The organism is Aeromonas sp. SCS5 (genome assembly GCF_001887375.1).
Lineage (GTDB): Bacteria > Pseudomonadota > Gammaproteobacteria > Enterobacterales > Aeromonadaceae > Aeromonas > Aeromonas jandaei.
This window is the reverse complement of record NZ_LFCS01000010.1, coordinates 85,319-111,913: the sequence shown is the minus strand read 5'-3', so window position 1 is coordinate 111,913 and position 26,595 is coordinate 85,319. Positions and strand designations below refer to the sequence as shown.

Below are 26,595 nucleotides of genomic sequence, written 5' to 3'. Positions count from 1 at the left end.
CTTAGCGAGCGCGGTTGCGCCGCCCATCCTTCTTGTTGACCTGCTGCACTGCCGGCGCCGGCATCGCCAGCGGAGCAAACTCCTTCATGACCCGGCGGTAAACCTCCCGCTTGAACGAGACGACCTGGCGTACCGGGTACCAGAAGCTGACCCAGCGCCAGTCGTCAAATTCGGGATGACCATGACAACCGAACTGGATCCGCGACTCTCGGCCCGAATTGAGCTGCAACAGGAACCATTTTTGTTTTTGGCCAATACAGACCGGTGAACTGTCCCAGCGGACAAGACGTTTGGGTAAACGGTATTTAAGCCAGTTACGACTGGTGGCCATGATGGTCACATCTTCGGGCTTGAGGCCTATCTCCTCATACAGCTCGCGATACATGGCCTGTTCCGGCGTTTCACCATCATCAACTCCCCCCTGCGGAAACTGCCAGGAGTGCTGCCCATAGCGTTTAGCCCACAACACCTGTCCTTCACGGTTACAGATCACGATACCGACATTGGGACGAAATCCGTCGCCATCAATCACGTGATCACCTTATAAAGGCTGAATCTATAAAGAGATTGTTCCACATTCACTTCGTGGCAGCAAACAAGGAGTGACTCCCGGCGTTCATGAATAACTTTCAATTTCACACATACTTATAAACAAACGGGAAGATCTGCTCTACCAAGTTGCCCACCCAGACTGTGCATAAGCCTGTGAGCAAGCTGGTATATACAGTACTTTTTAACTGTAAGTGAAAAACAGACTATCACCTCGCAGATCAGAGTTAAAACTAATTTTTATTTATTATACATATAGTTAAACACAAACAACTGGATCTGGATCCATGGTTTTGCTCACGCAGGATCCGCGACGACGATTGTGAACAAGTTCTACTGCTCAAAGATCCACCAAGGCCAAATTATCCACAGGAGTGGCACAATATCTACCCTGTTTCCTCGATGAAAATGGGGTCAGATTCACAATTTTTTGTAACATATCAGATACTCCTCCCACTTTATGCCACTTATCCAAGATTTCTGTGGATAACTGTGTGTAACATCATCCTCAAACCCTTGGACAACTATTTCGGACCCGGATCGGGTGAATATCCTTGCTCGATAAAAAAGACAAATTTCTTTAAAATCATAATCATAAGACCTACATAGCCGAATTATCCCCATTTACCCTTATCCACTCAGGATCGGTTATAAAAACAGCGATCCTCCCGGGATCCTGCCCTGTTAGAATAGGTCGAGCAATATGGAGCCAAACATGCCAAACAATCCCCAATCCGAACAGGAGTTGCTGAGCCGTGCCTACGCCATGGCAGGCTTCACGCTGGCGCAGCTGGCCGCCGAAGCTGGTGTGGCGGTACCCAGAGATCTGCGCCGGGACAAGGGGTGGGTGGGCCAGTTGATCGAGCTGCAGCTGGGGGCCAGTGCCGGCAGCAAGCCGGAGCAGGACTTTCCGGATCTCGGGATCGAGCTCAAGACGATCCCGGTCGATCCTCAGGGCCGACCGCTGGAAACCACCTTTGTCTGCGTCGCGCCGCTGATCGGTGTCAGCGGTCAGCGCTGGGAGGAGTCCAACGTGCGCAACAAGCTGTCACGAGTGCTCTGGATCCCGGTGGAAGGCAGCCGCGAGATCCCGGTTGGCGAGCGGCGGGTGGGGATGCCGCTGATGTGGAGCCCCAGCGAGGAGGAAGATCAGCTGCTGCGCCAGGACTGGGAAGAGCTGATGGACATGATAGTGCTGGGTGAGGTGGAGCAGATCAGCGCACGCCACGGCCAGGTGATGCAGCTGCGTCCCAAGGCTGCCAACAACAAGGCGCTGACTCGCGCCATCGGTCGCGATGGTCAACCGATTATGACCCTGCCCCGCGGCTTTTATCTCAAAATCGATTTCACCCACAGCCTGCTGCAACGCTATTTTGCCCTGCCAGTTTGATCTGCTTTATCAACATCTTTGTCATAAGGTGGTATAAAAATAGGCAGGAGCCATTTTTAACTCACAGACAAGGAGGCGTCATGCCACTTACCAAGCAGTTTCTCAAGTCCAAACCAGAGGTGAAGGTGACCTTCGCCGTCGAGAAAGAGGCCGCAGCAGGCGCACAGCAGGTGATGCTGATCGGCGAGTTCACCCAGTGGCAACCGGTCGAATTGAAGCGCATGAAGAGCGGTGAGTTCAAGGCCACCCTCAACCTGCCGACCGACGGGCCGGAAAGTTTCGAGTATTGCTACCAGTTCATCACTTCGGAGGGAGAGACCCTATACGAGAATGACTGGCAAGCCGATGCCTACGTACCCAGCCCCTACGGCCGCGATAACTCGGTGGTGCGAGTGATCCAGTAACAACAACCAGATAGCCAATAGACGGATACAAAAAAGGCTCGCCATTGGCGAGCCTTTTCACTACCTATCGAGCTTTTCGCCGACATATCGACACCAATTCGAATCGAATTAGTTGAGCTTCTCTTTGATACGAGCAGCTTTACCGGACAGGTTGCGCAGGTAGTACAGTTTGGCGCGGCGAACATCACCACGACGCTTCAGTTCTACACTGTGGATCAGCGGAGAGTGAGTCTGGAATACACGCTCAACACCTTCGCCGTTGGAGATCTTGCGAACGGTGAAAGCAGAGTGCAGACCGCGGTTACGCTTGGCAATTACGATGCCTTCGAAAGCCTGCAGACGCTCTTTACCACCTTCTTTAACACGAACTTGAACACGTACGGTATCGCCCTGGGCAAAAGCCGGGATGTCGGTACGCATTTGCTCTTGTTCAAGCTGCTGAATAATCTTGCTCATTGTCTTTCCTTACCTAGGATAAACTGAAAACTCTACTTAACGCTGTCACGCACTTCGCGGACATACTCGGCAAGAAGTGATTCTTGCTCGTCAGTCAGAGCTAGGTTGTTAATAAGTTCCGGCCTTCTTTGCCAGGTTCGTCCGAGCGATTGCTTGAGACGCCAGCGCCGAATCACTTCGTGATTGCCGCTTGTCAGCGCCTCGGGCACCGCCAGCCCATCCAACACCTCCGGCCGAGTATAGTGGGGATGATCCAGCAAGCCATCCGTAAAGGAGTCCTGCTCGGCACTGGCCTGATCACCCAAGACTCCTGGAACCAGACGCGAAACCGCATCGATCAGGGTCATGGCAGGCAACTCGCCACCACTTAACACGTAATCCCCGATAGACCACTCTTCGTCGACTTCGGTTTGTATCACGCGTTCATCAATACCTTCGTATCGACCGGCTACCAGAATCAGTTTCTGATTCGTCGCCAACTCGGTTACGCCCGCTTGAGTCAGCTTGCGTCCCTGAGGGGAGAGATAGATGACTTTCGCCCCGTCTCCCGCCGCTTGCTTGGCTGCATGAATCGCGTCACGCAGCGGCTGAACCATCATTAACATGCCGGGCCCACCACCATAAGGACGATCATCGACCGTACGGTGTTTGTCGTGGGTAAAGTCCCGGGGGTTCCAGCACTCAATCTGCAGCAGGCCACTCTTGACGGCCCGACCCGTTACCCCGTGTTCGGTAATGGCTCGGAACATTTCAGGGAAGAGGCTAATCACCCCAATCCACATAAGAAACCTCCGGCACTCGTGTTACCGCGGGAAACTAGAAACCAGGATCCCAATCAACTTCGATTGTTCGAGCAGTCAGATCAATATTCTTGATCACCTGCTCTTCCAGGAACGGAATCAACCGCTCCTTTGCACCAAAGGCATCTTTTACATTGGCCTCAACCACCAACACATCGTTGGAGCCGGTTTCCATCAATTCGGTCACCTTGCCCAGGTCGTATCCCTTGGTGGTCACTACCGAGCAACCAATCAGGTCACGCCAGTAGAACTCGCCCTCGGGCAACGCAGGCAACAGATCGGCTGCTACGCCAATCTCGACATTGGTCAATGCCAGGGCATCCTCGCGCACATCGATACCATCGAGTTTGCAGATCAGACCCTTGTTGTGACGTTTCCAGGATGAGACCCGAATTTCACGCCACGCCCCGTTCTGATTAATCAGCCAGGGGTTGTAATCGAAAATCGCTTCGGCAACATCGGTGAAGGAGTTCACTTTAAGCCACCCCTTGATGCCGTATACGGTACCCAGGGTGCCCAGAACTACAGGTTTTTCCACCTTAACTCCTTACCGTTTGACTGATTAAGCAGCTTTGGCAGCGTCTTTGATCAGCTTGGCAACGCGCTCAGAAACAGCGGCACCAGTAGCAACCCAATGCTCGATACGAGCCAGGTCCAGGTTCAGCTTTTCAGCTTGACCAGCAGCAACCGGGTTGAAGAAACCAACGCGCTCGATGAAACGACCGTCGCGGGCGTTACGGCTGTCAGCAACTACTACCTGGTAGAACGGACGCTTTTTCGCGCCACCACGTTGTAAACGAATGGTTACCATATCGTCCTCATTAACATCTAATGAACAAGGCCCGCAAACACGCGGACCCTAGCTTAAAATAAGCCGCATAATTCTACTTGGATTCGTAATAAATGCAACCAAGCCAGCCATTTTTTGCGCAGAGCAGCAATGAAAAGGGTCTGCCACCGGCAGACCCTCATGCAATACGTCAGCCCGAATAATCAGAACGGGCCGCGACCGCCACCAAATCCCGGTGGCAGCATGTTCTTCATCTGGCTCATCATTTTGCGCATACCGCCCTTGCCGGACATCTTCTTCATCATGCGCTGCATCTCGGTGAACTGCTTGAGCAGCTTGTTCACGTCCTGCACCTGCATGCCGGAGCCTGCGGCGATACGGCGCTTGCGAGAGCCTTTGATCAGGTCGGGATGGGCACGCTCCTTCGGCGTCATGGAGCTGATGATGGCCTCCATCCGCACGGTGAGTTTGTCATCCATCTGATCCTTGATGTTGTCAGGCAGACCGGACATGCCGGGCAACTTGTCGAGCATCCCCATCATGCCGCCCATGTTGCGCATCTGGGCCAGCTGCTCGCGGAAATCCTCCAGATCGAAGCCCTTGCCGCTCTTGACCTTGCTGGCCAGCTTGGCAGCCTTCTCTTTATCGACGTTGCGCTCGACCTCTTCGATAAGAGAGAGCACATCGCCCATGCCGAGGATACGGGAGGCGAGACGATCCGGATGGAACGGCTCCAGCGCGTCGGTCTTTTCACCCATACCGATGAACTTGACCGGCTTGCCGGTGATGTGGCGTACCGACAGGGCGGCACCGCCGCGAGCGTCGCCGTCCGCCTTGGTGAGGATCACACCGGTGAGCGGCAGCGCCTCGTTGAACGCCTTGGCGGTGTTGGCGGCATCCTGACCGGTCATGGCATCGACCACAAACAGGGTCTCGACCGGCTTGATGGTGGCGTGCAGATCCTGGATCTCGGCCATCATCTCGCTATCGACGTGCAGACGACCGGCGGTATCGACGATCACCACGTCATAGAATTTCTTGCGCGCCTGATCGATGGCGGCAGTCGCGATGGCGACAGGCTTCTGGCTGGCATCGCTCGGGAAGAAGTCGACGCCGATATCGCCCGCCAGTGTTTCCAGCTGCTTGATCGCCGCAGGGCGATAAACGTCGGCACTGACGACCAGTACCTTCTTCTTGCTGCGCTCTTTGAGCAGCTTGGCCAGTTTGCCGACCGTGGTGGTTTTACCGGCACCCTGCAGACCGGCCATCAGGATGATGGCGGGCGGCTGGGCCGCCAGATTGAGCTGCTCGTTGGCCTCACCCATGACGGTGACCAGTTCGCCGTGCACAATCTTGATGAACGCCTGACCCGGGCTCAGGGATTTGGCCACTTCCTGGCCGACGGCACGCTCTTTGACGCGCGCCACGAAATCACGCACGACCGGCAGGGCGACGTCCGCCTCGAGCAGCGCCATGCGGACTTCGCGCAGGGTTTCCTTGATGTTCTCTTCGGTCAGGCGGCCACGGCCGCTGACATTGCGCAAGGTGCGCGAGAGTCGTTCTGTCAAATTCTCAAACATGACGCATTCCGGTTCTTGGCGTTGTAAATGGGGGGCATTATAACCCAGAGCAGCCGCGAGGACGATTATTCGCCGCACTGCCGCTCATCGATGCTTCATTCCTATATATGGGCGGATCGGCCATTGCACAACTGGCGAGCATTTCGCGTGCAAGGTATACTGCCCCTCTTACCCTCAAAAGCTTGTGCATCAACGACCTGGTTATGATCGTAATCTCTGTTCTGGCCCTGGCGTTTTATCTGCTGGCCATCATCGCCTCCCTGCATCTGTTACTGAGCGCCAAGCCGGTAGGACAGCGCTCCCTCTTTGCCTGCATCGGACTGGCCCTGATCGCCCACGCTACCGCCCTCGGAACCGAGGTGTTGAAAGGCTCCGGCCAGAACCTGAGCATGCTCAACGTGGCCTCGCTGGTGAGTCTGATCATCAGTACCTTCATGACCTGTATCACCCGCCGCTTCAACGGCTGGATCCTGCTGCCGGTGGTCTACAGCTTCTCGGCGCTGCTGCTGGCGGCCAGTGCCCTCATACCCGGGCGCTATATTACCCATCTTGAGGCCCATCCCCAGCTGTTGCTGCATATCGGTCTGGCACTGATGGCCTACTCGGTATTGATGATCGCCTGCCTGTTTGCCCTTCAGCTCGCCTGTCTGGACAAGCAGCTCAAGTCGAGAAAGATCAGCCAGTTGCCAGCCATGCCCCCCTTGATGACCGTCGAGAAGCGGCTGTTCCAGCTCATCTCCGCCGGCGTGCTGCTGCTGACCCTCTCCATCGCCTCGGGGCTCTTCTTCCTCGAAGACATGTTCGCCCAGGGCAAATCCCACAAGGCCGTGCTCTCCATCATCGCATGGTGCATCTACGTACTGCTCTTGTGGGGCCATCACACCTATGGCTGGCGTGGCCGCAAGGTGGTCACCCTGAGCCTGATCGGCAGCGTCATCCTGACCCTGGCCTATTTCGGCAGCCGCTTCGTCAAAGAAGTGCTGCTGAGCTGATAACCGTTAGTCACACCATCTACAGGAGCCCTTTTTGGACAGCATCTCAACGAGCACACTACTGATTGTTCTCGTTATCTTGATCCTTCTATCCGCCTTCTTCTCCAGTTCCGAAACCGGTCTGATGTCCATCAACCGCTACAAGCTGCGGCATCTGGCACAGACCAAACACAAGGCGGCCCGTCGGGTAGAGAAGCTGCTGTCACGCCCGGATCGGCTGCTCGGCCTGATCCTTATCGGCAACAACCTGGTCAATATCCTCGCCTCCGCCATTGCCACCATCGTCTGTATCAGGCTGTTCGGCGATCTCGGTGTCGCGGTGGCCACTTTTGGCCTGACGCTGGTAGTGCTGGTATTTGGTGAAGTGACTCCCAAGACGCTGGCGGCCATGTTCCCCGAGAAGATTGCCTACCCCGCCTCCTGGATCCTCAAGGGGCTGATGGTGCCGCTCTCCCCGCTGGTCTGGCTGATCAACGGCATCACCAGCGGTCTGCTCAAGATGCTGAAGATCACGCCAAACAAGGATGACTCCCTCAACACCGAAGAGCTGCGTACCATAGTCAACGAGGCGGGCAGCCTGATCCCCCAGCGCCATCAGGAGATGCTGCTGAGCATTCTGGATCTCGACAAGATGCTGGTCGAGGACATCATGGTGCCCCGCAGCGATATCTACGCCATCGATATCAATGACGACTGGAAGAGCATCCAGCGCCAGCTGGCCCACTGCGCCCACACCAAGATCCTGCTCTATCGCGACAGCATCGACGACGTGGTGGGCTTTCTCCACGCCCGCGACGCTCTGCGGTTGATGGCCCGGGATCAGTTCAACAAGTCGAGCCTGCTGCGGGAAGTGGACGAGATCTACTTCATTCCGGAAGGTACGCCGCTCAACGTGCAGCTGGCCAAATTCCAGCGCAACAAGGAGCGAATTGGCCTGATCGTCGACGAATATGGCGACATTCAGGGGCTGATCACCCTGGACGACATTCTGGAAGAGATAGTGGGCGACTTCACCACCTCCATGACGCCGACCCCGAGCGACGAGATCCATCCCCAGCCGGACGGTTCGTTTCTGGTGGAGGGGTCAGCCAGCGTGCGCGAGCTGAACAAGGAGATGAACTGGCATCTGCCCATCGACGGGCCGCGCACCCTCAACGGCCTGATCCTCGAATATCTGGAGGAGATCCCCCAGCCCAATATCGGGATCCGGCTGGCGGGCTACCCCATCGAGATCCTCGAAGTCGAGAACAACATGGTCAAAATGGCGCGGATCATGCCGGCCTCCTACCGAGCTGAAACTGCACCACAGAATTGAAAAAGGGCTGCCACTGGCAGCCCTTTTTCATTGCAGCTCTTCACTGTTCATCTTCGTCATCCGGCTCCAGCACCAGGGTCGGGATCAACTCGCCAAACACCCTCTGCAGCTCGTCGCGATTGGCCAGCAAGTCCTGCAGGGTGTAGCTGTCCATCACCGCCAAAAACGCATCCATCGCCTCTTTCAGCGCATTCTTGAGCAGACAGACAGAGACGATGTGACAAGCGGGCGAGCCGCAATCAATCCCGTCCAGATTTCCTTCCAGCGCCCGGATCACCTGCCCGATGTTGATGGTGGCGGGATCGCGCGCCATGCGGATCCCCCCATTCTTGCCACGCTGGGATTGCAGATAGCCCAGCTTCACCAGCTGATTGACCACCTTCACCATGTGGTTGCGAGAAACGTCGTACAAGGCAGAGACCTTGGCTACGCTCGAGAGCTCCCCTTCCGGCAGGGTGGCAAGGTAGAGCAGGGCTCTCAATCCGAAATCTGTATAACTGGTTAGTCTCATAAAGCCTGATTAGCGCGATGCGAAAAGTGGAGTATTGATTCAAATCAAATAAACATCTAGGATGCCACTTATTAAATGGCATTTTAGATGTTCAATTAACGACGAGGCTCCCTATGCTAGACCAAACCACCATTGCCGTCATCAAAAGCACTATTCCTCTGCTCGAATCAGCCGGCCCGGCGCTGACGCAGCACTTCTACCAGCGGATGTTCAGCCATAACCCGGAGCTGAAAGATATCTTCAATCTGGCCCATCAGCGCAGCGGTGGTCAGCCACTGGCGCTGTTCAACGCCGTCGCCGCCTATGCCAAAAATATCGACAATCTGGGGGCGCTGGCTGGCGCGGTCGAGCGGATTGCCCACAAGCATACCGGATTCCTGATCCAGCCAGAACAATATCACATTGTAGGTAGTCATCTCTTGGCCACGCTCAAAGAATTGGGCGGAAGTGCGGTCACCGACGAGGTGCTGGAGGCATGGGGCAAGGCATATGGCGTGCTGGCCGACATCTTCATCGGCCGCGAGCGGGAGATCTATCAGGAGAAGGCGAGCCAGAGCGGCGGCTGGCAAGGGACCCGCTCCTTCATCATCAAGGAGAAGCGAGCCGAGAGCGAGCTTATCACCTCCTTCCAGCTGACACCGGAAGATGGCAAGCCGGTGCTGACCTTCCAGCCGGGCCAATACCTCAGCATCAAGCTGGTTCACCCCGAGCTCGAGCATCACGAAATCCGCCAGTATTCGCTCTCGGATGCACCGAACGGCCGCGACTATCGCATCAGCGTCAAGCGCGAGCCGCAGGGTCAGGTCTCCAACCTGCTGCACGACCGCCTGCAAGCGGGCGACAAGATTGAAGTGATGCCACCCACCGGCGATTTCTACCTGAAAGCGGATAGCCAGACGCCGGTTGTGCTGCTCTCGGCCGGGGTCGGCCTCACCCCCATGATGAGCATGCTCAACCAGCTGCTGACGAGCGACCATCAGGCCAGCATCACCTGGCTGCACGCCTGCGAGCATGGTCGTGTCCACGCCTTCCGGGAAGATATCCGCAGCAAAATCAGCCAGCACACCAATCTGGTCAGTCGGGTCTGGTATCGGGAGCCCGCAGAGAACGACAAGCAGGGAGAGAATTACGACTTCAGCGGCACCATGGAGCTGAACGCGGTGAAGGAGCGTATCACACCAGAGGCCCACTACTACTTCTGCGGCCCGCTCGGTTTCATGCAAGAGGTGAAGCGGCAGCTGACTGAGGCCGGGATCCCCGCAAGCCAGCTCCATTACGAAGTTTTTGGCCCCCACCAAGATCTATAACCGCCGGGTAGCCATATAACGAAAGGAGGTTCCTGCCTGTCATGGCACGGCGGCAGGAACCGGACCCACAGGTGCAGACCTGTGGGTCATTTTTTTTGGATCAGTGCATCGCCTTGGCGCGGGCCACCACGTTGGCCGGCATCCGGTTGCCAAGCCGACTCAGCAGACTGGCCGCCTTCTGGTGCAGGGCTTTGTCACCGATAACGGAGCCGTGCAGCCAACGGTAGGCATCTTCGTAATCGAGCGGGCTCCCCATCCCCTGCAGTAACATCTCGACCCACTCCATGCGAGCCCGCAGAAAACCGAGGCTGGCCGCTTCACGCATCAGCGTCTCGGCACGAACCAGATCCTTCTGCACCAGCGTCCCTTTCCAGTAGTAGCGGCCCAGCTGCTCCAGCGCGGGAGCCAGCCCCTGATTGGCCGCCTCCCACATATACTGTACCCCCAGCTCGGCGTTGGACTTGGTACAGACGCCCCAAGCCAGCATATCTCCCCAGAGGAACTGGTAGGCAGGGATCTTCATCACCGACGCTCGCGCCTCTATATCCTGAGTCAACTGGCAGCGATCCTGTTTCACCTGAGTGAGGTGGCGTCCCTGCTCGATCCAGTTGAGCAGCTCGTCCTGACGATAGATGGCCACCGCCTGCAGATCGCCGGCATTCAGCGGTGCCACCGAAGGCGCTGGTTCCGCAGGTGGCGCGGCTGGCACGGGGGCTGAAGCGGGCTCTGCGGCCGGAGCAGGCGCTACCGGATCAGCCGGCAACAGCACAGGCGCAGGGGCCGCAGTCACCGCTGCCGACGGAGCCGCCTCTCCGGTAGCCGCGGGAGCAGGTGCCGCAGCTTCAGCTGGCAACAACACGGGAGCCGGAGTAGCTATCGCCGCTGATGCGGGCGCCGTTTCGCCAGCGGTGGCGGAAGCAGCCGAGGCAGCTGGCACCGGCTCGGCGGCATAAAGGGGCGCGCCAGCCAGACAGATAAGGGAGAGAAGGGTAAGGGGTTTCATCATAAGGGATCTCCTGCTGCTCTCTGTTATCGGCCACAACCCCCATCTTCTTAAGCTGGCGGGAGCCCAACAACGCAAAAGGGAGCCGAAGCTCCCTTTTCATGCGGTCATGCCGCTTATTTGACGAAGTCGACACCCAGCTGGATATCGGCTTTCAGGGTGGCCAGCATCCCTTCCATCGCTTCCAGCTCGAAGGCACTCAGCTTGCCGTAGTCCAGCACGGTTTCGACACCGTTCTTGCCCAGCAGGATCGGCTGTGCAAAGAAGGTAGCGTGTTCGCCGTTGCCTTCAACGTAGGCACACTCGATGACGTTGGCTTCGCCCTGCAGGCCCTTGATGAGCGACAGACCGAAACGGCAGGCAGCCTGACCCATGGAGAGAGTGGCGGAACCGCCACCGGCCTTGGCTTCTACCACTTCGGTACCGGCGTTCTGGATACGCTTGGTCATGGCAGCCACTTCTTCGGCACTGAAGGAGGCACCTTCAATCTGGGAGAGCAGCGGCAGAATAGTCACGCCACTGTGGCCACCAATCACGTTGACGCGAACCTTGTCCACGTTCAGCCCTTTGGCGGCGGCGACGAAGGTCTCGGCGCGGATCACGTCCAGAGTGGTGACACCGAACAGGCGACGCTTGTCATAGACACCTGCTTTCTTCAGCACTTCGGCGGCGATGGCGACGGTGGTGTTGACCGGGTTGGTGATGATGCCGATCAGCGCTTTCGGGCAGGCTGCCGCGCACTTCTCGACCAGATTCTTGACGATACCGGCGTTGATGTTGAACAGGTCGGAGCGATCCATACCCGGTTTGCGCGCCACACCGGCGGAGATCAGCACCACGTCGGCACCAACCAGTGCAGGAGTCGGATCTTCACCGCAGAAACCCTTGATGGCGACATCGGTAGGAATATGGCTGAGGTCTACGGCTACGCCCGGAGTGACCGGGGCAATGTCATACAGGCTCAGCTCGGAGCCGGCCGGCAGACGGTTTTTCAACAGCAGAGCAAGGGCTTGACCGATGCCACCAGCGGCACCCAGAACGGCAACTTTCATGATCAACTCCATGTTTAAGCGTAGGTTTAAGGTTATTTGTTCTTGTGCGCCCAACCTTAATGGATCCCCCCATAAAAAACAATCTGATAACAGTTGCAGTCACGGGTTCTGTGAGCCAAGAAACAGGCAGCGAATAAAAATGGGGAAAAATCCAAAAAATTGGAGGGGAAGCACAGTTTTTCTGCACTTCACCCTCCCATAAAGAGGTAGTTATGCCGACTCAAGCCTGGAATGCCAACGCCCGCTTTTCACACCAACGAAAACCAATTGTTAACAATCCGTTCATGGTGAGGTAAAGGGCCCCCGCAACGCCGAAGACGGCAAGGGTGTCATAGGTCTGGGCATTGAGTCCCTGTGCAAGCCCCATGATGTCCATGATGGTGATGGTACTGGCGAGGGAGCTTCCCTTTAGCACCAGGATCACCTCGTTGGAGTAGGCTGGCACCAGATGACGGGCGGCGTGGCGCACCTTCATCCAGAGGGTCTGACGACCGTTAAAACCGAGCGCACGGCACGCCTCCACCTCACCGGCAGGAATAGCGTCGAGCGCCCCCTTGAACAGCCGGGTGGAGTAAGCCGCGGTGTTGAGGCCCAGCGCCAGCACGGCGCAGAACCAGGGCTGCTTGAGCAGCGGCCAGAGCGGGCTGGCTTTCAGCCACTCGAACTGACCCGGCCCGTAGTAGATGAGGAAGATCTGGATCAGCAGCGGCGTGCCGGTAAAGAGCAAGACCCACAGCTGCACCAGCTGGGTCGCCACCGGCAGCCGCAACTCCAGCACCCAGGTCATCAGGGCCGCCAGCACGAAGCCGAGCAGCAGGCTGAACAGGGTCAGCTCCAGCGTGGTGAGCAAGCCCCCCAGCAGGGTCACAAGATACTCTTGCATCGATTAGCCTCCGTAGCGACGGGTGTAGCGGGCCGCGAGGCCGAGGCCATACTCGCTCACCAGGCTGATGGCCAGATAGATGAGGGCTGCGGCGGCATACCAGGTGAAGGGCTGATAGGTACTGGCCGAGGCCATCTGCGCCTGACGCATCATCTCGTTCACCCCGATAAGCGACACCAGCGCGGTATCTTTCAGCAGCACCAGCCACTGGTTGCCGAGGCCCGGCAGGGCGTGCCGCCACGCCTGCGGCAACACGATGCGAAAGAAGATATGGCTCTTGCTCAACCCCAACGCCAGCGCCGCCAGCCGCTGCCCTGCGGGCACCGCATTGAGCGCTGCCCGCAGGGTCTGGGTCGCATAGCTGGCGAACAGCAGAGAGAGCGCCAGCACGCCGCAAGCGAACGGGCTGAACTCCACATACTCGCCGGTGATGAGAAACAGCACCTGGGTCGAGCCAAAGTAGATGAACAGCACCACCAGCAGCTCGGGCAACCCGCGGATCAGGGTGGTGAGGGTGGCCACCGGCCACACCAGAGCGCGCTGCTTGCTCAGCTCAGCCGCACTGAACGCCAGTGCCAGCACCATGCCCCCGACCAGGGATGCCAGGGCCAGCCAGAGGGTCATCCAGGCTGCATCCAACAACAGGCTCAACATGGCTTAGTGCGCGAAGTATTTGTCGAAGATCTTCTGATAGGTGCCGTTGGCCTTGATATCGGCCAGCCCCTTGTTCAGCTGGGTCAGCAACTCCTGATTGCCCTTGGCCACCGCGATGCCAAAGCCGGTACCGAAGTACTTGGCATCGGTCACCGGCGCACCCACCACGGCGTACTCCTTGTGCTGCTTCAGCCAGTCGGCGGCGACGGCGGTATCGGCAAACACGCCGTCGGTGCGGCCGTTCATCATGTCGAGGAAGGCGCTCTGGTAGCTGGCGTAAGGCACGGTCAGCAGCCCCTTGCTCACCCAGTTATCCACCAGATAGGACTGGTGAGAGGTGCCGTTCTGCACGCCGACCGTCTTGTCTACCAGCCCTTCCGGCCCCTTGAAGGCGCCTTTTTTGGCCACGAACACGGCAGAGTTCTCGTAGTAGATGTCGGAGAAGTCGACCTGCGCAGCCCGCTCCGGGGTCACGTCCATGGCGGCGATGGCAGCGTCATAGCGACGGAATTTCAGGCTGGGGATCAGGCTGTCAAAGGCCTGGTTGTGGAAGCTGCACTCCAGCTTGGCCTGCTCGCAGATGGCGCGCGCCAGATCGATGTCAAAACCCTGAAACTCGTTCTTGTCGTCCAGATATTCGAACGGTGCGTAGGTGGCCTCGGTGGCGAACTTGATCTCTTTGGCCAGTACGGAGGTACTCAGCAACCCCATGGCTGCGACCAGCAACAGACTCTTTTTCATGACAGCTTCCTTATCGATTCAGTATCAATGCATCAAGAATTCGGCAAACCGGCTGGTTTGCGGGGATTGGAAAATGGCGGCGGAGCCGGACTCGATGATCCGCCCTTTCTCCAGATAGATCACCTGACTGGCGACCTTGCGGGCGAAGTCGACCTCGTGGGTCACCACCACCTGGGTGATGCCGGTCTGGCTCAGGGTACGGATGATCTCGGCCACCTCCTTGGTGATCTCGGGATCGAGGGCGGCGGTCGGCTCGTCAAACAGCAGCACTTCCGGATCCATCATCAGGGTGCGGGCAATGGCCACCCGCTGCTGCTGACCGCCGGAGAGGCGTGCCGGCCAGGCATCGCGCTTGTCGGCCAGTTGCAGCTGGGCCAGCAGATAGGCGCCCTTCTCGATGGCCGCCTCCTTGCTCATGCCCAGCACCTTGACCGGCGCTTCAATCAGATTCTCCATCACGGTGAGGTGTGGCCAGAGATTGTACTGCTGGAACACCATGCCCACCTTGCGGCGCAGCAGTTGGGACTGGCGATTGAATTCGGCAGTGGAGAGGGGGCTCGGGAAAGAAAATTCATTTTCCCCTATGCGCAGAACACCGGCATCCGGGGTGTCCAGCAGGTTCATCATGCGTAGCAGCGAGCTCTTGCCTGCACCGCTCGGGCCCAGCAGTACCAAGGTCTCACCGGGGGATGTCCGAAAGCTCACCTGTTGCAGTACCGGCACCTTGTGCCAGGACTTCTCGATACCTATTAATTCAATACCCATACAGCCCAATTGAATAAGTTTTCAAAATTTCGTCCCGATTCTATCCCTTATAAAGGTTGATGCAAGCCATTTTTGAATCAATATGCAGAACAAGCGCCGCTTCCTTGCAAAAAACGGCATATGAATGCAAAATAGCCACGCTGTTCGTATCTGCCGCCTGGCTCTGAAACAGGCCGCCACACCTCCTCATTCGTGAGACCAAGATGAAACATAACGACAAGCAAGAAAAACTGGCTAAGGCCTTTAAAGCCTTGCTGAAAGAAGAGCGCTTTGGCTCCCAGGCAGAGATCGTCACTGCCCTGCAAGAACTGGGCTTCGAGAACATCAACCAGTCCAAGGTATCGCGCATGCTGAGCCGCTTCGGCGCCGTTCGCACCCGCAATGCCAAGATGGAGATGGTCTACTGCCTGCCGGTAGAACTGGGCGTACCCACCACCTCCAGCCCGCTCAAGAATCTGGTGCTGGATGTCGACCACAACGGCGCACTGGTGGTGATCCACACCAGCCCGGGCGCAGCCCAGCTGATCGCCCGCCTGCTCGACTCCCTCGGCAAGGCAGAGGGGATCCTCGGTACCATCGCCGGTGACGACACCATCTTCATCACCCCGACCAGCGATACCGATATCGAAGAGCTCTACCTCTCCGCCCTCGAGCTGTTCGAACAGACTCCGTAATCGTTGCCGCCGCGTCATCGCGGTCACGCCAGAACGAAAAATCCCGGCCAAGGCCGGGATTTTTGTTTGGTGAGCCAGCAGATCGGGAGTCTGTTCTGCCCCCTCTCGCTGCGCCCATCCTCGCGATGCTGATCGAGATTGTTGCACCTATTACTGGCATAAATTGATTTTCGTTGCACCAGCGAAACAATCTAGCCAGCAGCGTCAGCAGCTCTCGGAGCATGACAGGCCACCCCCACCGCCCGATCTCTTGGCAACCAGGCGCTCTCTGCGCACTTGGCGGCACGAGGGGGAAGGTGGCGCAGTCACATCCGCTATTACTTGCCCTGCGCCATCAGAAAACCTTCCGATGGGGCGAAGAAGGCGGCGCCAGTCACTGCCCTGGTGAAGCGCAGCAGGTGGTCGAAGTGGCTGCCCTCCCCCTTGTACATGCTGGCCAGCATGGCGTTGAAGTGCTGCTGAGTTCGGCAGCAGGAGATGAAGTAGAGCCCCTGCTCGGTCATGGTGCCCCAGGGCATGCTCTGGCGCAGGATCTCCATGGACTCCCCTTTCGGGGTCTTGAGGTTGACCCGCTTGATGTGGGCGGTCAGCGGCTTGGCGGCAGACTCATACTCGATGTTGTCGGGCTTGGTGCGACCGATGATGTCTTCCTGCTCTTTCTGCGCCAGCTTCTCCCAGTCGCTCATGGCGTGGACCCAGCGCTGAACGTGGATGTAGGAGCCACCGGCAAACTCGCCCTCGGCCAGCAGCGCCACTTCGGCGCGGTGCTCATCCTGCGGGTTCTCGGTGCCATCGACGAAACCGGTCAGGTCACGGCAATCCAGATTGCGGAAACCGCGCACCTCTTCGGCCAGCTCTACCAGTCCGGCCAGCAACGCCATCACTCGATGACCGGCGTGGTGCAGCACGTCCACCCGATCGGCACGCAGCTGAATGAAGAGATCAAACGGAGTGTTGGGGGCTTCCTGACCGTTGGCGGATTGCGCCATAAAGCTGCGGAACTGGGGCGGACGTGCGGCAGGGTAGAGACCATCCCAGGCATCGGCGCCGACGGCAACCAGACCGCTGAAACCGGCCTCGGGGAAATCGGCAGCGACCGCCTGCCACAGGGCGGGCAGTTTGGCCAGACGGCCGACCAGTTCGGCGGCATCGCCGGTGCGATTGAACATCAGATAGAGGGCGTGCAGATTCGGCTCTGCGCAGATCCCGGCTTGGGCTTTCATATATCTCTCCCCTGAGTAGGCGTTAGCGTTATGGGCTATTAGCGTTGCGCGATTATAAACCAGAGCAGCTCCAGTTCTTTGATTTCACGACGATATCACGCGTTCAGGGTAAAGGGTCAAACAACACCAGCGTATGAGGCGCCACCCGGATTCGGGCCCGCATCCCCTCAAGAGGCTCGCCAATGCTCGCCTCCAGCTGCAGATCGCCACACTCGAACAGCACCCGGCAGTGATGGCCGAGGAACTGCTGCTCCACCACCTTGAGCTCCCCATCTGCGGCGCTCTCCAGCAGCAGTTGCTGGGGTCTGAGCATCAGCTGCAACTGCTCGCCCACCGCCCGGCCATGGGGTTCGCTGCCACAGATAACCCCGAGCACCGTCTGGACGCAGTGGCTGTCCACCACCTCGGCGGCCAGATAGTTGACCCCGCCGAGAAACTCCGCCACGAAGCGGTTTTGCGGGCGGCGATAGAGCTGCTCCGGCTGGCCCACCTGTTCGATATGACCTGCGCGAAACAGCGCCAGCCGATCAGCGAAGGCGAACGCCTCCTCCTTGCTGTGGCTGACGAAGATGGCGCCGATCCCCTGCTGCTTGAGCAGGGCTCGGATCTCGAGGATCAGCTTCATCCTCACCTGGGTATCGATGTTGGAGAAGGGTTCATCCAGCAGCATCAGCCGCGGCTTGCACACCAGCGCCCGGGCGATGGCCACCCGCTGCTGCTGGCCACCGGAGAGCTGGTGCGGATAACGATCCCCCAGCCCCTGCAGATTGACCAGCGCTAGCGCCTCTTCAACCTGTTGCTGGCGAGCGCGGCGATCGAGTTTGGTCAGGCCGAAACCGACGTTGTCTGCCACCGTCAGGTGGGGGAAGAGGGCGTAATCCTGAAAGATCATCCCGATATTGCGCGCCTCGGGCGGCACGCTGGCATCCGGCCCGTCGAGCAGGGTATCGCCGAGGCGGATCGTCCCCTCTGCCAGCGGCAGCAGGCCGGCGATGGCCTTGAGCAGCGTGGTTTTGCCGCAGCCGCTTGCTCCCAGCAGGCAGACGATCTCGTTGTCTGCCACCGTCAGGGAGAGCTGTTCCAGCACATTGCGGCCGTTGTAACGGCAGCTGACATTTTCAACCTGCAAACAGGACAAGGCTGACTTCCTCTCGTTTCTGGCGGCGTACTGCCTTTCGGTTCAGCGCACCGCATGCAATTTCATTGGCCGACGTGGCGACTCAGTGGCCGGGACTATCCAGACTGCGGTTGACCCAGATCAGCGGCAACAGCCCCACCAGCACGATGACAATGGCCCCCAGCGCGCCGCGCTCCAGCATCTCGTCCGAGACGAACTGGTAGACGTGGGTCGCCAAGGTATCGAAGTTGAACGGCCGCAGCAGCAGGGCGGCGGGCAGCTCCTTCATGGATTCGATAAACACCAGCATGGCACCGGCAAACAGACCGCGGCGCACCAGCGGCAGATGGACCCGCCTCAGCATGGCACCATCCCCCTGCCCCAGAGAGCGGGCCGCCATGTCGAGGCTGGGGGAGATCTTGCCCATGCTGCTCTCCACCGAGCCGATGGCGATGGCCACGAAGCGCACCAGATAGCCGAACACGATGGCGGTGATGGTACCGGTCAACAGCAGGCCCGGCCCCTGACGCCCGAGCCACTCGGCGAGATCATTGATGGCAAAATCGAGGGCAGTGAGCGGCACCAGGACCCCGATGGCGAGCACGGTACCCGGCATGGCGTAACCCATGGCGGCGATGCGCAGCGGCAGCAGGCTCTTGATCCCGCCATCGAGGCGGCGACAGAAGCCGAGCAGCAGGGCAATCCCCATCGCCAGCAGGGCGGTCAGCGCCGAGATAAGCAAACTGTTACCGGCAAAACGAACGAACTCCGGTGTCCACGACAACTCGAAGTAGCGCACCCCGTAATCGAGCAGGATGACGAACGGCAGGCCGAAACCGGCCAGCACCAGCCCCCAGCACCAGAATGCGGCCAGCCAACGACTCATCCCCTTGAGCGGATAGCGCAGCGGCTGCTCATGGCCCATCGACTTCTGGAACACCTGCTGCCGACTGCGCGAGCGGCGCTCCAGCGCGATCAGCAGCACCACCGCCAGCAGCATCAGGCAGGAGAGTTTGGCCGCAGTGGCCAGACTGCCGTAACCGAGCCAGGTGTCGTAGACCGCCGTGGTCAGGGTGTTGATGGCAAAGAAGTGGACGGTGGCAAAATCAGCCAACGTCTCCATCGCCACCAGCGACACTGCCACCATGATGGCCGGGCGAGCCAGCGGCAGACTGAGGCGGCGAAAGCTCTGCCACGGGGTACAGCCGAGCAGGCGGCTGGAGTGAATGAGGCTGACCGACTGCTCCAGAAAGGAGGCGCGGGTCAGCAGATAGACATAGGGGAATAACACCAGCGCCAGCACCCAGGCGGCGCCGCCAAGGGAGCGAATGGCTGGAAACCAGTAATCGGCCGGACTGTTCCAGTCAAAGAGGGCGCGCAACCCGGCCTGTAGCGGGCCCGAGTAGTCGAGCAAGTCGGTATAGACGTAGGCGACGATATAGGAGGGCATCGCCATCGGCAGCATCAGGGCCCACTGCAGGGCACGCCGCCCCGGCACCTGACACATGGCCACCAGCCAGGCGGTTGGCACGCCAAACAGCAGGCTGAGCAGCACCACGCCAACCACCAGCCCAAGGGTATTGGCCAGATAATCGAGCAGCACGGTATCGGCGAGGTGGCGAAACAGCTCTCCCTCAGCCGAGAAGGCAGAGAAGACGAGAGCGAGCACCGGCAAAGCCAGCAGCAGGGCGGTGGCCCAGCTGCCGGTAATCCATCCAGAATTTTTCATGAGACCACAGAGGTTGATGGGGCCATTGGCCCCATCTGAATTACAAGTCGAACTTCACTTCATCCAGCAACTGCAAGGCGTCCTTGCGGTGCTTGGCGTAATCGCTGACCGGTAGTGCGTCAGACTTGAAACTGCCCCAGGACTTGACCATGGCGGAAGGCTCGACCCCGGCCTTGACCGGATACTCGGCATTCACGTCCGCATACATGTGCTGGGCGGTGTCGCCAGCCAGAAACTCCATCAGCTTCTGAGCGGCCTCTTTGTTCTTGGCATACTTGGTCATGGCCACGCCGCTCACGTTGACGTGGGCACCGCGGTCGGCCTGATTCGGGAAGTTGATGTAGACGGCATCAGCCCAGGCTTTCTGCGCCGGATCCTTCAACATGGCGCCCAGATAGTAGCTGTTGCCGAGCGACAGGTCACAGATGCCATCCTTGATAGCCTTGACCTGATCCCGGTCGTTGCCCTGCGGCTTGCGCGCCAGGTTGGCTTTGACCCCTTCCAGCCAGGTTTTGGTCTCGGCCATGCCGTGATGGACGATCATCGAGGAGACCAGCGCCACATTGTACTCATGCTTGCCGCTGCGGGTGCAGATTTTCCCTTTGAATTCCGGCTTGGCCAGATCTTCGTAGCTGATGGTATCGAGCTTGCCGAGGCGATCCTTGCTGGAGTAGATGGCACGCACCCGGGTGGTCAGGGCGAACCAGCGGTTCTCCGGATCGCGATAGCTGGCGGGGATGTTCTCCTGCAGGATCTTGCTCTCCACCGGCTGCACCAGCCCCTTGTCTACCAGATCGGTCAGACGGCTGATATCGGTTGTCAGCATCAGGTCGGCCGGAGAGAGCTTGCCTTCCCGCTCCAGACGCTCGTTCAGCCCCTCTTTGGCGAACACCACGTTCACCTTGATGCCCGATTCCTTCTCGAACTGCTGGATGATGGGCTTGATCAGCTCATCCTGCCGGTTGGAGTAGACATTCACCTCTCCTGCCGCCAACGCAGACTGGGCTGCCAATGCAGAGAAAGCCAGTGCCAGCATCTTCATTTTCATCATCCATTCCTTGAGTTGCTAAATCGAGTGAGAACAATTGCCGTTTGCATTCTGCATATTCCAATTGCGAGATCAAGGAGGAGTGGCGGGGGAAGTTCACATATTTAAACGAGGCATAAATAAAAGGGCCGGATAGAATCCCATCCAGCCCCAATCGGGTTTTGCCATGGCAAGTGAGGTGACAAACCGGCGATCAGAGCGCCTCTTCGTCGTTCTCGCCAGTACGAATCCGCACCGCCTGCAACAGGTCATACACGAAGATCTTGCCGTCACCGATCTTGCCGGTATAGGCCGCCTTGCAGATCGCTTCTATCACCCCTTCGACGTTGTCATCCGTGGTGGCGATCTCCAGCTTCACCTTGGGTAAAAAGTCGACCTGATACTCGGCCCCCCGGTATAATTCGGTGTGTCCCTTCTGGCGGCCAAATCCCTTGACCTCGGACACGGTCAACCCCTCCACCCCCAGGTTGGCAATGGCCTCGCGGACATCGTCCAGCTTGAACGGTTTGATAATCGCACTAATCAGCTTCATCTGGTTGCTCCCAATCCATGGTGTGTCATAAACCGGGAATCAATTCTTGTGCCAAGTATTTTTATTATTAAATTTCATGAAGATAGCGTCTAATTACGGAGCAACACCCAAAGCGAGCCAGGATCGACCAGCCACGCGCCCCATAATGAGGCACCACGCTGTGGCGGCCAGCGCCTCTGCACCAAACAAGAGCACAGCAGTATGTTAGTCATCTCCAACAGCGTTACCCTCCCCTGGCATGAGCTGCAGTTCCAGACCATGCGGGCCCAGGGCAACGGTGGCCAGCACGTCAACAAGACCGACTCCGCCGTCTGGTTGCGCTTCGATTACCGCAACTCCCCAAGCCTGACCCCGCTCTACAAGGAGGGGCTCGACAAGCTGAGCGACAGCCGGGTGCATGACGGTTTTATCCTGATCCGGGTCGAGAGCCACCGCAGTCAGGACATGAACCGCAAGGAGGCGATGAGCCGTCTGGTGGAACTGCTGAAAAAGGCGGCGTGGCGTCCCAAGGCCCGCCATGCCACCAAGCCGACCCGCAGCTCCCAGCGCAAACGGGTTGATGCCAAGAAGCGCAAGGGGGAGATCAAATCGACCCGCGGCAAGCTGGTACTGGACTAACCCTGGCCCGAGGATCACAGCATGAAATACAGTTTTTGCGACAGCGCCCACGGCCCTCTGCTCATCGCCATCGATCGGGACGGGCTGCGTTATGTGGAGTTCGTGCGGGGGGAGCAGCCGGTAACGCCGACCGCAGAGTGGCAACGGGATGATCTGGCTCTTGCTCCCTTCGTCGAGCAGTTCGCCGCCTACTTCGCCGGAAAGTTGCAGCAATTCGACCTGCCGCTGGCCGCCCGTGGCACGCCATTCCAGCAGGCGGTATGGCGCGCCCTCTGTGACATTCCCTACGGTGAAACCGTCAGCTATCTCGAGATTGCCCAAGCCATCGGCAATCCCAAATCGGTCAGAGCCGTGGGAGCCGCCAACGGGCGCAATCCGCTCAGCATCATAGTGCCCTGCCACCGGGTGATCGGCCGCAGCGGCGAGCTGACAGGTTATGCCGGCGGCATTCCCATCAAACGCTGGCTACTGGAGCTGGAGCAGCGTCACGCGCCGTTTGTCCTGACCTCATAAACGCGGAGTTCTGAAGAATCATCGCAGCAGAGGAGAGCCTCGGTCACCTTGCTGAAAACGTGTCGAGAAGATGAACAGAGGATGAAGAATTGTCTCAGAACTACTTCAGATAGCAGCTGGCATGATGGCTCCATACTTGAGTGGCACGGCTCATTCACCACTCCAAGTAGCACCCATGTGACGCTTCCAATCTGTCTTTTTTCCCCAGCGCCTCCCTTGAGGCGCTTTTTTTGTGTCCGGAAGAATTCGTCTGCAAAGAGAAGGGGGAAGGCTGAAACGGCCTTCCCCCTTGTTGCTACCAGACGATGACCGGATCAGGATTCTCGCGGGGCGACAAACTGCAGCTCCGGAGCCGAAGAGGTGAGTACGTCGGCGCAGTAATCCCAGGTCGAGATGCGGTAGTGCTGCAAATCTTCGTCCAGATGCAGGCCATCAGACTCCTGATGGAACCAGCTGGCGAAACGGGAGGGGGTGATGAGCTGGATCTGCTCTTCGATGGCGTGGCTATCCTTCCCCTCCGCCAGATCGCAATCTTCGATCACCCGCAGGGCGTAGATATGGCGGAAATAGACCCGGCAGAGGATTTGCGGAGGCAGATCGATGCTGCGCGCCCGACCCAGCATGATGGTCAGGGAGTCGCTCCAGAGATCCTGATGCAGCTCGGCAACGACCAGTCCGGGCGGGAGCTGGCGGGACGGAGCCCAAGGTACGGCAACCTGCCGAATGGCATTTTTCTGTTCCATATAAACCTCGCGACGACTCACTCCCTGTCTTGAGTCTATCTGAACCACATAGTCCCCGCGAAGGCAATCGATGGACAATAAAAACGGCAATAAAAAAGCCGACGTATCAAACGTCGGCGAATAAAAAGTGCTTACAACAGAGGATTCACATATTCAGACCCGCGGGTCGAAAGATTGGTTCCCTCTTTTTGTAATTAATTTTCGGCGCGTTTAAACATCAGGGTATTGGCGTCCGACTCCTCCGGCACGAAGTAGTAGCCATCGGCGTTGAAACCGGTCAGCTGCTCCACCTCGGTCAGACGGTGCTTGATGATGTGGCGAGCCATCATGCCGCGCGCCTTCTTGGCGTAGAAGCTGATGATCTTGAACTGGCCGTTCTTCTCATCCTTGAACACCGGGGTAACGATCCGCCCTTTCAGGCTCTTGGGTCGTACCGACTTGAAATACTCGTCGGAGGCCAGATTGATCAGCACCTCATCACCTTGGGCTGCCAGCGCCTCATTGAGGTGGTGAGTGATCACCTCGCCCCAGAACTGGTAGAGATCCTTGCCGCGACCGTTGTCGAGCCTGGTTCCCATCTCAAGCCGGTAGGGCATCATCAGATCGAGGGGGCGCAGCACACCGTAGAGACCGGAGAGCATTCGCAGATGCGCCTGAGCGAAGTCAAAATCGGCCTCGCTGAAATCCTCCACCGCCAATCCGGTGTAGACATCCCCCTTGAAGGCCAGCAGCGCCTGACGGGCGTTGGCCGGAGTAAAGTCGGGTTGCCACTCGGCAAAACGGGCGGCGTTGAGACCCGCCAGCTTGTCGCTGATCTTCATCAGGGTGGCAATTTGATCCGGGCTCAGTTGGCGAGCCCGCTTGATGAGTTCTGCAGAGTGATCCAGCAGCTCGGGTTGGGTGAATCGGGTTGTCACCAGCGGTGACTCGTAATCCAGCGTCTTGGCCGGGGAGACAACAATCAGCATAAGGTTCCTTTATTGCGTGGGGCCAAGCCGCGGCCCGACCCCATTGTTCATTCATCCAGCGTCACATTGTCCAGCGTACCGGTTCCAAGCTGATCACGGCCGGAAAGCTTGATCAGCAGCCGCAGGTCGTTGGCCGAGTCGGCATGGGCAAGGGCCTCACTGTAGCCAATCTGGCCGGAGCAGAACAGGTTGAAAAGCGATTGATCGAAGGTTTGCATGCCAAGCTCGGTCGATTTGGTCATCACCTCCTTGAGCCGGTGCATCTCCCCTTTGCGAATGATGTCGGTGATAAGCGGGGTGTTGAGCAGGATCTCGAATGCGGCGCAGCGCCGCTTGCCATCCACACTCGGCACCAGCTGCTGGGCGACAATGGCCTTGAGGTTGAAGGAGAGATCGAACAGGAACTGACGATGCTTCTCCTGCGGCACCAGATGCAGAATGCGATCCAGCGCCTGGTTGGCGTTGTTGGCGTGCAGGGTCGCGAGGCAGAGGTGACCGGTCTCGGCGAATTGCAGGGCAAACTCCATGGTCTCAGAGCTTCTGATCTCGCCGATCAGAATGACGTCAGGTGCCTGACGCAGCGAGCTTTTCAACGCCACATCGAACGACTCGGTATCGATCCCCACCTCCCGCTGGGTTATCAGGCTGCGGCCATGCTGATGGACAAACTCCACCGGATCCTCCACCGTCAGAATATGGCCGTCGGCATGCTGGTTGCGATAACCAATCATGGTCGCCTGGGTGGTCGATTTGCCCGCCCCGGTGGCGCCAACAAACAGCACCAGTCCGCGCTTGGCCAATGCGACCTCCTGCAGGATCACGGGCAGTTGCAGGTCATCGAAGGTCGGGATGCGGGTCTCGATACGCCTAACCACCATGCCGGGCAGCTCCTGCTGCCAGAAAGCGCTGACCCGAAACCGGCCCAAAGTTTCGCGGTGAATGGCGTAGTTGGCCTCCCTGGTGCGGATATAGCGCTCGAAATGCTCGGGGCTCAGGGTCTCCCTCACCAGCGTCAACGCCGCCTTTTTATCGAGCGCTTCGCCTCCCAAAGAGAGCAGATGGCCGTTCACCTTGAGGGTGGGGGGCGTCCCCACCGTCACAAAGAGATCCGACCCTTTTTTCTCTACCAGCTGGCCCAGCAGTTCATCCAGATTCATCATCGATCCCTCCCTGGATCCGGCATCATCAGATGCTGTTGGGGTCAACCGCCTTGGCCTTGGCGTCGAGAGACGCCACCATGCCACGGCTGACCAGCTGCTTGAGACTCTGATCCATGGTCTGCATGCCGTGGGTCATCCCGGTCTGTATCACCGAGTAGAGCTGGGCGATCTTGTCCTCCCGGATGAGATTACGCACCGCCGGGATCCCCATCATGATCTCGTGAGCAGCCACCCGGCCGCCGCCAATGCGCTTGAGCAGGGTCTGGGAGATAACCGCCCGCAGGGATTCGGAGAGCATGGAGCGCACCATGTCCTTTTCAGCGCCGGGAAAGACGTCGATGATACGGTCGATGGTTTTGGCCGCCGACGAGGTGTGCAGGGTGCCAAATACAAGGTGGCCGGTTTCGGCTGCGGTCATGGCGAGGCGAATGGTTTCAAGATCGCGCATCTCACCTACCAGAATGATGTCAGGGTCTTCCCGCAGTGCCGAGCGCAGGGCATTGCTGAAGCTCTTGGTATCGCGGTGCACTTCCCGCTGGTTCACCAGACAGCGCTTGTTCTCGTGCACAAATTCGATGGGGTCTTCGATGGTGAGGATATGGTGATGGAAGTTCTCGTTGATGTAGTTGACCATGGCCGCCAGCGTGGTCGACTTACCGGAACCGGTCGGCCCGGTCACCAGCACCAGACCGCGCGGGAACTCGGCGATCTTGCGAAAGATCTCCGGCGCATCGAGATCTTCGAGGCTCAGCACTGTGCTGGGGATGGTACGAAATACCGCGCCGGAACCGCGCGCTTGCTGGAAAGCGTTGACCCGGAAACGGGCCAGATTGGGCACCTCGAACGAGAAGTCGACCTCGAAGTTCTCCTCCAGCTCCTTGCGCTGGTGATCGTTCATGATGTCGTAAATGAGGGCGTGCACTTCCCGATGTTCCAGGGCGGGCAAATTGATCTTGCGAACCTCGCCATCAACCCTGATCATCGGGGGAACCCCGGCGGACAGGTGTAGATCCGACGCTTTATGCTTTACACTGAAAGCCAATAACTCTGTGATATCCATAGATTTGTCATTCTCCCA

At 58.5% G+C, this 26,595-nt stretch carries 30 protein-coding genes; 8 read left to right on the top strand and 22 right to left on the bottom strand.

Features of this window, described 5'->3' with window-relative positions; all coding sequences use genetic code 11:
- Position 1 precedes the first annotated feature (1 nt).
- On the bottom strand, positions 2 to 532 hold the full coding sequence (gene rppH, locus BS300_RS14430) for an RNA pyrophosphohydrolase (RefSeq protein ID WP_033114066.1): 531 nt from the start codon (positions 530 to 532) through the stop codon (positions 2 to 4).
- A gap of 732 nt (positions 533 to 1,264) precedes the next feature.
- Here rppH and mutH point away from each other — a divergent pair.
- Together mutH and BS300_RS14420 are read left to right on the top strand one after the other, a co-directional pair.
- Complete coding sequence (gene mutH / locus BS300_RS14425) at positions 1,265 to 1,939, top strand: DNA mismatch repair endonuclease MutH (protein ID WP_071913566.1); 675 nt, start codon at positions 1,265 to 1,267, stop codon at positions 1,937 to 1,939.
- An 80-nt stretch (positions 1,940 to 2,019) separates the two neighbouring features.
- Complete coding sequence (locus BS300_RS14420; protein ID WP_042030746.1) at positions 2,020 to 2,343, top strand: isoamylase early set domain-containing protein; 324 nt, start codon at positions 2,020 to 2,022, stop codon at positions 2,341 to 2,343.
- Between the two features lie 108 nt (positions 2,344 to 2,451).
- Here BS300_RS14420 and rplS read toward each other — a convergent pair whose 3' ends face one another.
- The 5 genes from rplS to ffh all read right to left on the bottom strand — a co-directional run bounded on the left by rplS (position 2,452) and on the right by ffh (position 5,969).
- Positions 2,452 to 2,799, bottom strand: coding sequence for a 50S ribosomal protein L19 (gene rplS / locus BS300_RS14415; protein ID WP_005308701.1), 348 nt, complete (start codon positions 2,797 to 2,799; stop codon positions 2,452 to 2,454).
- Positions 2,800 to 2,831: 32 nt separating this feature from the next.
- Positions 2,832 to 3,581, bottom strand: coding sequence for a tRNA (guanosine(37)-N1)-methyltransferase TrmD (gene trmD, locus BS300_RS14410; protein ID WP_005308699.1), 750 nt, complete (start codon positions 3,579 to 3,581; stop codon positions 2,832 to 2,834).
- Between the two features lie 34 nt (positions 3,582 to 3,615).
- Entirely contained in the window at positions 3,616 to 4,137 is a 522-nt protein-coding gene (rimM, locus tag BS300_RS14405) for a ribosome maturation factor RimM (protein ID WP_033114063.1), read from the bottom strand.
- 24 nt (positions 4,138 to 4,161) lie between these two features.
- Positions 4,162 to 4,410 (bottom strand): 30S ribosomal protein S16, encoded by a 249-nt coding sequence (gene rpsP, locus BS300_RS14400; RefSeq protein ID WP_033114062.1) that lies wholly within the window; start codon positions 4,408 to 4,410, stop codon positions 4,162 to 4,164.
- Positions 4,411 to 4,592: 182 nt separating this feature from the next.
- On the bottom strand, positions 4,593 to 5,969 hold the full coding sequence (ffh, locus tag BS300_RS14395) for a signal recognition particle protein (protein WP_042030747.1): 1,377 nt from the start codon (positions 5,967 to 5,969) through the stop codon (positions 4,593 to 4,595).
- A 203-nt stretch (positions 5,970 to 6,172) separates the two neighbouring features.
- On the opposite strand from ffh, the gene ccsA reads away from it, so the two are divergent.
- Both ccsA and BS300_RS14385 read left to right on the top strand, forming a co-directional pair.
- Positions 6,173 to 6,961 carry a cytochrome c biogenesis protein CcsA gene (ccsA, locus tag BS300_RS14390; RefSeq protein ID WP_071913668.1) on the top strand — a complete coding sequence of 263 codons (789 nt, stop codon included), beginning with the start codon at positions 6,173 to 6,175 and terminating at the stop codon, positions 6,959 to 6,961.
- A 34-nt stretch (positions 6,962 to 6,995) separates the two neighbouring features.
- Entirely contained in the window at positions 6,996 to 8,276 is a 1,281-nt protein-coding gene (locus BS300_RS14385) for a CNNM domain-containing protein (protein WP_041209085.1), read from the top strand.
- A gap of 40 nt (positions 8,277 to 8,316) precedes the next feature.
- Here the strand turns inward: BS300_RS14385 and BS300_RS14380 are convergent, their stop codons facing one another.
- Positions 8,317 to 8,787: an Rrf2 family transcriptional regulator gene (locus BS300_RS14380; RefSeq protein WP_071913564.1), complete on the bottom strand. Its 471-nt coding sequence runs from the start codon at positions 8,785 to 8,787 to the stop codon at positions 8,317 to 8,319.
- A gap of 113 nt (positions 8,788 to 8,900) precedes the next feature.
- Between BS300_RS14380 and hmpA the strand changes: the two genes are divergently transcribed.
- Positions 8,901 to 10,094: an NO-inducible flavohemoprotein gene (hmpA, locus tag BS300_RS14375; protein WP_071913562.1), complete on the top strand. Its 1,194-nt coding sequence runs from the start codon at positions 8,901 to 8,903 to the stop codon at positions 10,092 to 10,094.
- A gap of 100 nt (positions 10,095 to 10,194) precedes the next feature.
- Here hmpA and BS300_RS14370 read toward each other — a convergent pair whose 3' ends face one another.
- From BS300_RS14370 to BS300_RS14345, 6 genes are all read right to left on the bottom strand, one after another.
- Positions 10,195 to 10,803 (bottom strand): sel1 repeat family protein, encoded by a 609-nt coding sequence (locus tag BS300_RS14370; protein ID WP_043851198.1) that lies wholly within the window; start codon positions 10,801 to 10,803, stop codon positions 10,195 to 10,197.
- Positions 10,804 to 11,213: 410 nt separating this feature from the next.
- A complete protein-coding gene (gene mdh / locus BS300_RS14365) occupies positions 11,214 to 12,149 on the bottom strand; it encodes a malate dehydrogenase (protein ID WP_071913560.1) in 936 nt (311 codons plus the stop codon).
- Between the two features lie 220 nt (positions 12,150 to 12,369).
- Positions 12,370 to 13,032, bottom strand: a complete 663-nt coding sequence (artM, locus tag BS300_RS14360) for an arginine ABC transporter permease ArtM (protein ID WP_042030756.1) — start codon at positions 13,030 to 13,032, stop codon at positions 12,370 to 12,372.
- Between the two features lie 3 nt (positions 13,033 to 13,035).
- On the bottom strand, positions 13,036 to 13,686 hold the full coding sequence (artQ, locus tag BS300_RS14355) for an arginine ABC transporter permease ArtQ (protein WP_071913558.1): 651 nt from the start codon (positions 13,684 to 13,686) through the stop codon (positions 13,036 to 13,038).
- 3 nt (positions 13,687 to 13,689) lie between these two features.
- Positions 13,690 to 14,427: a transporter substrate-binding domain-containing protein gene (locus BS300_RS14350; RefSeq protein ID WP_042030758.1), complete on the bottom strand. Its 738-nt coding sequence runs from the start codon at positions 14,425 to 14,427 to the stop codon at positions 13,690 to 13,692.
- Positions 14,428 to 14,451: 24 nt separating this feature from the next.
- Positions 14,452 to 15,192: an ATP-binding cassette domain-containing protein gene (locus BS300_RS14345; protein WP_071913666.1), complete on the bottom strand. Its 741-nt coding sequence runs from the start codon at positions 15,190 to 15,192 to the stop codon at positions 14,452 to 14,454.
- Between the two features lie 203 nt (positions 15,193 to 15,395).
- On the opposite strand from BS300_RS14345, the gene argR reads away from it, so the two are divergent.
- Positions 15,396 to 15,866 carry a transcriptional regulator ArgR gene (gene argR / locus BS300_RS14340; protein WP_005340378.1) on the top strand — a complete coding sequence of 157 codons (471 nt, stop codon included), beginning with the start codon at positions 15,396 to 15,398 and terminating at the stop codon, positions 15,864 to 15,866.
- Positions 15,867 to 16,183: 317 nt separating this feature from the next.
- Here the strand turns inward: argR and BS300_RS14335 are convergent, their stop codons facing one another.
- The 5 genes from BS300_RS14335 to glnK all read right to left on the bottom strand — a co-directional run bounded on the left by BS300_RS14335 (position 16,184) and on the right by glnK (position 21,515).
- Positions 16,184 to 17,089, bottom strand: a complete 906-nt coding sequence (locus BS300_RS14335) for a Dyp-type peroxidase (RefSeq protein WP_005341402.1) — start codon at positions 17,087 to 17,089, stop codon at positions 16,184 to 16,186.
- A gap of 103 nt (positions 17,090 to 17,192) precedes the next feature.
- Positions 17,193 to 18,227: an ABC transporter ATP-binding protein gene (locus tag BS300_RS14330; protein WP_071913556.1), complete on the bottom strand. Its 1,035-nt coding sequence runs from the start codon at positions 18,225 to 18,227 to the stop codon at positions 17,193 to 17,195.
- Between the two features lie 82 nt (positions 18,228 to 18,309).
- A complete protein-coding gene (locus BS300_RS14325) occupies positions 18,310 to 19,935 on the bottom strand; it encodes an iron ABC transporter permease (RefSeq protein ID WP_071913554.1) in 1,626 nt (541 codons plus the stop codon).
- 40 nt (positions 19,936 to 19,975) lie between these two features.
- Positions 19,976 to 20,983, bottom strand: a complete 1,008-nt coding sequence (locus tag BS300_RS14320) for a Fe(3+) ABC transporter substrate-binding protein (protein WP_143241803.1) — start codon at positions 20,981 to 20,983, stop codon at positions 19,976 to 19,978.
- Positions 20,984 to 21,176: 193 nt separating this feature from the next.
- The gene (gene glnK, locus BS300_RS14315; RefSeq protein ID WP_033114048.1) at positions 21,177 to 21,515 is read right to left on the bottom strand and encodes a P-II family nitrogen regulator; all 339 of its coding nucleotides are present in this window, start codon (positions 21,513 to 21,515) and stop codon (positions 21,177 to 21,179) included.
- A gap of 201 nt (positions 21,516 to 21,716) precedes the next feature.
- On the opposite strand from glnK, the gene arfB reads away from it, so the two are divergent.
- Both arfB and BS300_RS14305 read left to right on the top strand, forming a co-directional pair.
- Positions 21,717 to 22,133 (top strand): alternative ribosome rescue aminoacyl-tRNA hydrolase ArfB, encoded by a 417-nt coding sequence (arfB, locus tag BS300_RS14310; protein WP_033114047.1) that lies wholly within the window; start codon positions 21,717 to 21,719, stop codon positions 22,131 to 22,133.
- A gap of 21 nt (positions 22,134 to 22,154) precedes the next feature.
- Complete coding sequence (locus BS300_RS14305; protein WP_071913553.1) at positions 22,155 to 22,646, top strand: methylated-DNA--[protein]-cysteine S-methyltransferase; 492 nt, start codon at positions 22,155 to 22,157, stop codon at positions 22,644 to 22,646.
- A gap of 314 nt (positions 22,647 to 22,960) precedes the next feature.
- Here the strand turns inward: BS300_RS14305 and BS300_RS14300 are convergent, their stop codons facing one another.
- The 4 genes from BS300_RS14300 to tapT all read right to left on the bottom strand — a co-directional run bounded on the left by BS300_RS14300 (position 22,961) and on the right by tapT (position 26,577).
- Entirely contained in the window at positions 22,961 to 23,389 is a 429-nt protein-coding gene (locus BS300_RS14300) for a hypothetical protein (protein ID WP_033114045.1), read from the bottom strand.
- Positions 23,390 to 23,583: 194 nt separating this feature from the next.
- A complete protein-coding gene (gene yaaA / locus BS300_RS14295) occupies positions 23,584 to 24,357 on the bottom strand; it encodes a peroxide stress protein YaaA (protein WP_071913551.1) in 774 nt (257 codons plus the stop codon).
- 47 nt (positions 24,358 to 24,404) lie between these two features.
- A complete protein-coding gene (tapU, locus tag BS300_RS14290) occupies positions 24,405 to 25,514 on the bottom strand; it encodes a type IVa pilus ATPase TapU (RefSeq protein WP_071913663.1) in 1,110 nt (369 codons plus the stop codon).
- Positions 25,515 to 25,542: 28 nt separating this feature from the next.
- Positions 25,543 to 26,577, bottom strand: coding sequence for a type IVa pilus ATPase TapT (tapT, locus tag BS300_RS14285; RefSeq protein WP_033114043.1), 1,035 nt, complete (start codon positions 26,575 to 26,577; stop codon positions 25,543 to 25,545).
- Positions 26,578 to 26,595 lie beyond the last annotated feature (18 nt).

Bases quoted from the DNA above. Each gene is read 5' to 3' on its own strand.
- BS300_RS14345 (WP_071913666.1), bottom strand. From the start codon at position 15,192: ATGGGTATTGAATTAATAGGTATCGAGAAGTCCTGGCACAAGGTGCCG.
- tapT (WP_033114043.1), bottom strand. From the start codon at position 26,577: ATGGATATCACAGAGTTATTGGCTTTCAGTGTAAAGCATAAAGCGTCG.
- mutH (WP_071913566.1), top strand. From the start codon at position 1,265: ATGCCAAACAATCCCCAATCCGAACAGGAGTTGCTGAGCCGTGCCTAC.
- BS300_RS14320 (WP_143241803.1), bottom strand. From the start codon at position 20,983: ATGAAAATGAAGATGCTGGCACTGGCTTTCTCTGCATTGGCAGCCCAG.
- artM (WP_042030756.1), bottom strand. From the start codon at position 13,032: ATGCAAGAGTATCTTGTGACCCTGCTGGGGGGCTTGCTCACCACGCTG.
- artQ (WP_071913558.1), bottom strand. From the start codon at position 13,686: ATGTTGAGCCTGTTGTTGGATGCAGCCTGGATGACCCTCTGGCTGGCC.
- trmD (WP_005308699.1), bottom strand. From the start codon at position 3,581: ATGTGGATTGGGGTGATTAGCCTCTTCCCTGAAATGTTCCGAGCCATT.
- arfB (WP_033114047.1), top strand. From the start codon at position 21,717: ATGTTAGTCATCTCCAACAGCGTTACCCTCCCCTGGCATGAGCTGCAG.
- rpsP (WP_033114062.1), bottom strand. From the start codon at position 4,410: ATGGTAACCATTCGTTTACAACGTGGTGGCGCGAAAAAGCGTCCGTTC.
- mdh (WP_071913560.1), bottom strand. From the start codon at position 12,149: ATGAAAGTTGCCGTTCTGGGTGCCGCTGGTGGCATCGGTCAAGCCCTT.
- BS300_RS14325 (WP_071913554.1), bottom strand. From the start codon at position 19,935: ATGAAAAATTCTGGATGGATTACCGGCAGCTGGGCCACCGCCCTGCTG.
- BS300_RS14305 (WP_071913553.1), top strand. From the start codon at position 22,155: ATGAAATACAGTTTTTGCGACAGCGCCCACGGCCCTCTGCTCATCGCC.
- ccsA (WP_071913668.1), top strand. From the start codon at position 6,173: ATGATCGTAATCTCTGTTCTGGCCCTGGCGTTTTATCTGCTGGCCATC.
- argR (WP_005340378.1), top strand. From the start codon at position 15,396: ATGAAACATAACGACAAGCAAGAAAAACTGGCTAAGGCCTTTAAAGCC.
- BS300_RS14380 (WP_071913564.1), bottom strand. From the start codon at position 8,787: ATGAGACTAACCAGTTATACAGATTTCGGATTGAGAGCCCTGCTCTAC.
- hmpA (WP_071913562.1), top strand. From the start codon at position 8,901: ATGCTAGACCAAACCACCATTGCCGTCATCAAAAGCACTATTCCTCTG.
- BS300_RS14350 (WP_042030758.1), bottom strand. From the start codon at position 14,427: ATGAAAAAGAGTCTGTTGCTGGTCGCAGCCATGGGGTTGCTGAGTACC.
- tapU (WP_071913663.1), bottom strand. From the start codon at position 25,514: ATGAATCTGGATGAACTGCTGGGCCAGCTGGTAGAGAAAAAAGGGTCG.
- rplS (WP_005308701.1), bottom strand. From the start codon at position 2,799: ATGAGCAAGATTATTCAGCAGCTTGAACAAGAGCAAATGCGTACCGAC.
- ffh (WP_042030747.1), bottom strand. From the start codon at position 5,969: ATGTTTGAGAATTTGACAGAACGACTCTCGCGCACCTTGCGCAATGTC.
- BS300_RS14335 (WP_005341402.1), bottom strand. From the start codon at position 17,089: ATGAAAGCCCAAGCCGGGATCTGCGCAGAGCCGAATCTGCACGCCCTC.
- BS300_RS14300 (WP_033114045.1), bottom strand. From the start codon at position 23,389: ATGGAACAGAAAAATGCCATTCGGCAGGTTGCCGTACCTTGGGCTCCG.
- glnK (WP_033114048.1), bottom strand. From the start codon at position 21,515: ATGAAGCTGATTAGTGCGATTATCAAACCGTTCAAGCTGGACGATGTC.
- yaaA (WP_071913551.1), bottom strand. From the start codon at position 24,357: ATGCTGATTGTTGTCTCCCCGGCCAAGACGCTGGATTACGAGTCACCG.
- BS300_RS14420 (WP_042030746.1), top strand. From the start codon at position 2,020: ATGCCACTTACCAAGCAGTTTCTCAAGTCCAAACCAGAGGTGAAGGTG.